At 61.5% G+C, this 1,946-nt stretch carries 3 protein-coding genes and 1 pseudogene; 1 reads left to right on the top strand and 3 read right to left on the bottom strand.

What is annotated here, in order from left to right:
• Positions 1 to 83: 83 nt before the first annotated feature.
• The 3 genes and pseudogenes from ACNQ0W_RS25030 to ACNQ0W_RS25020 all read right to left on the bottom strand — a co-directional run.
• A pseudogene (locus tag ACNQ0W_RS25030) lies at positions 84 to 188 on the bottom strand (Arm DNA-binding domain-containing protein); the annotation flags it as partial.
• 121 nt (positions 189 to 309) lie between these two features.
• Positions 310 to 534 carry a hypothetical protein gene (locus ACNQ0W_RS25025; RefSeq protein ID WP_000743213.1) on the bottom strand — a complete coding sequence of 75 codons (225 nt, stop codon included), beginning with the start codon at positions 532 to 534 and terminating at the stop codon, positions 310 to 312.
• Entirely contained in the window at positions 531 to 1,268 is a 738-nt protein-coding gene (locus ACNQ0W_RS25020) for a recombinase family protein (RefSeq protein WP_001446887.1), read from the bottom strand. Before ACNQ0W_RS25020 ends, ACNQ0W_RS25025 begins: the two co-directional genes overlap by 4 nt.
• A gap of 326 nt (positions 1,269 to 1,594) precedes the next feature.
• Between ACNQ0W_RS25020 and ACNQ0W_RS25015 the strand changes: the two genes are divergently transcribed.
• Positions 1,595 to 1,946, top strand: a 352-nt coding sequence (locus ACNQ0W_RS25015; protein ID WP_417933288.1) for a hypothetical protein, incomplete at its 3' end; no start/stop codon positions are given.

Genomic DNA, 1,946 nt, shown 5'->3' with positions numbered 1-1,946 from the left:
TAAAATCCCATTCAGACGCCGGATAGATTCAAGCAAGCCAACTTGTCGTCAAAATCGGTGTTGCAAAAACGGGAGTGACCATAGATTCCGTTTTCTGAGGCGACCCCCACATAGAGACCTTCCCGGTCATTCACTTTGTAGAGTTTGTCCCTGGGCTTGAGATTGCGCAGCTTGGTATCGGTCAGCATGTACCTTGTCCTTCTTCGTCTCCGATACCCACTCGATTGTAAACAAGCACACAAAACCCTTTAGTGACAACAATTTGCAAGAACTATCAGGCTCAGTGCCATGAAAAATACCATGACCAGATCATGAGGTTGAACACGGCTTGCGCCGGCAGCGTTCACGCTCCTGGTCGGCGATCTCGCCCGGCTGCAATGCTAGCTCAGCATCGGTCATGCGCTCCAGCACGTCGCGTAGGCGGATGGTGCAAGGAATGGGCGGCAGCTCGAACTCATAGCCGCCGGCGATCATTTCGGCCGCAATCTCCTCGGTGATGAAAAACGGCTCGTCGTCTTGGTTCGGCTTCTTCATGCCCTTTCCTCCTGGCGCTCATCCTGGCCGACAGCGGCCAGGGCATCGGCTTCCGTCAATGCGTCCTCCACGAACGCGCCGTGCTGCTTCGCTTCGGCCTGGCTGACCTCGGCCCATATCCGTTTCACCTGGGCCGCACTGTACCCGGCCAGCTCGGCGGTCTTGTTGATGCTGTAGCCGGACTTGCGCAGCGCGACAACTTGGGCGCGGCGCTTCGGATCAGCACGGCGGCCCTTGTACCGCCCGGCCTGGCGGGCCAACTCAATGCCTTGGCGCTGGCGTTCGCGCCTGTCCTCGTAGTCGTCGCGGGCCATCTGCAAGGCCAGGCGAAAAAGCATGATCTGCACGGCTTCCAGCACGATCTTGGCGACGCCCTGGGCCTCGGCCGCCAGGTCGGATAGATCGACCACGCCAGGGACGGCCAGGCTTGCGCCTTTGGCCTGTATCGAGGCCACCAGGCGCTCGGCCTCGGGCAAAGGTAGGCGGCTGATGCGGTCGATCTTCTCGGCAATGACCACCTCGCCGGGCTGTAGGTCGCCGATCATGCGCAGCAGCTCAGGCCGGTCGGCGCGTGCGCCGGATGCCTTCTCACGGTAGATGCCGGCGACGTAGTAGCCGGCGGCCTTCGCGGCCGTAGTGATCGCCTCTTGGCGTTCCAAGTCCTGCGCGTCGGTGCTGACGCGCAGATAGACCCGCGCCACCATCGGCGCGGCTACTGGCTTCGTCCTGCGCATACTTGCGGGCTCCTTTGGGCATACGCAAAGTGTCCGGTCATGCTACCCCCGGCCAAAAAGGCCGTCATGCGATTTATCTTGGCCGGGTCGTTATTGGCGGGTCTAAATGGCCGCTCCGTGGATCTCATCGCCAGAAATGGCGATGCGAGATCCAGGGCAGGGCGGCCGCCATCGTCAGACCTGGCGATGGTCGACGCCGGCGCGCATCGTCGGATGTGGCGATGCGAGCTCGAGGTCGGTGGCCACCGCCGGCGACCTGGTGCCATCGTCGGCAATGGCGATGCTGCAGCTCGACGTGCGCGGCCTGGTCGTCTCGGCATCGTCGGATGCGGCGATGCTCGAGCGAGGCGAAAAAAAACCGCCTCGGGGTGTCCGAGGCGGCAAGTCTGCATGCGGTTCAGGGAGGAAGAAACCGCGCCGGCGATCAGGGAGGAAAACCGCGCGGCCTGATGTGCAGCTCGGCCACTTTAGCCGGATTTTTCGCCTTATCCGATGCGAGCGGCCCGCCGTGGGCGCTGCTCGATCTGCTGTTGCTTTTTCTCGACGTGCTTCTGCTCCTGGTGCTGCTGCTCGTCGCGCGGCACTGTTGCAAAGTTAGCGATGAGGCAGCCTTTTGTCTTATTCAAAGGCCTTACATTTCAAAAACTCTGCTTACCAGGCGCATTTCGCCCAGGGGAT

It is taken from the genome of Enterobacter cloacae complex sp. 6730903, from assembly GCF_048283985.1.
Lineage (GTDB): Bacteria > Pseudomonadota > Gammaproteobacteria > Enterobacterales > Enterobacteriaceae > Enterobacter > Enterobacter hormaechei_C.
The sequence above is the reverse complement of the archived record's forward strand: the minus strand, read 5'-3'. Positions and strand labels throughout refer to the sequence as shown.

What these genes read in the sequence shown, in the direction of transcription:
- ACNQ0W_RS25025 (WP_000743213.1), bottom strand. Translation starts at nt 534, where the DNA reads ATGAAGAAGCCGAACCAAGACGACGAGCCGTTTTTCATCACCGAGGAG.
- ACNQ0W_RS25020 (WP_001446887.1), bottom strand. Translation starts at nt 1,268, where the DNA reads ATGCGCAGGACGAAGCCAGTAGCCGCGCCGATGGTGGCGCGGGTCTAT.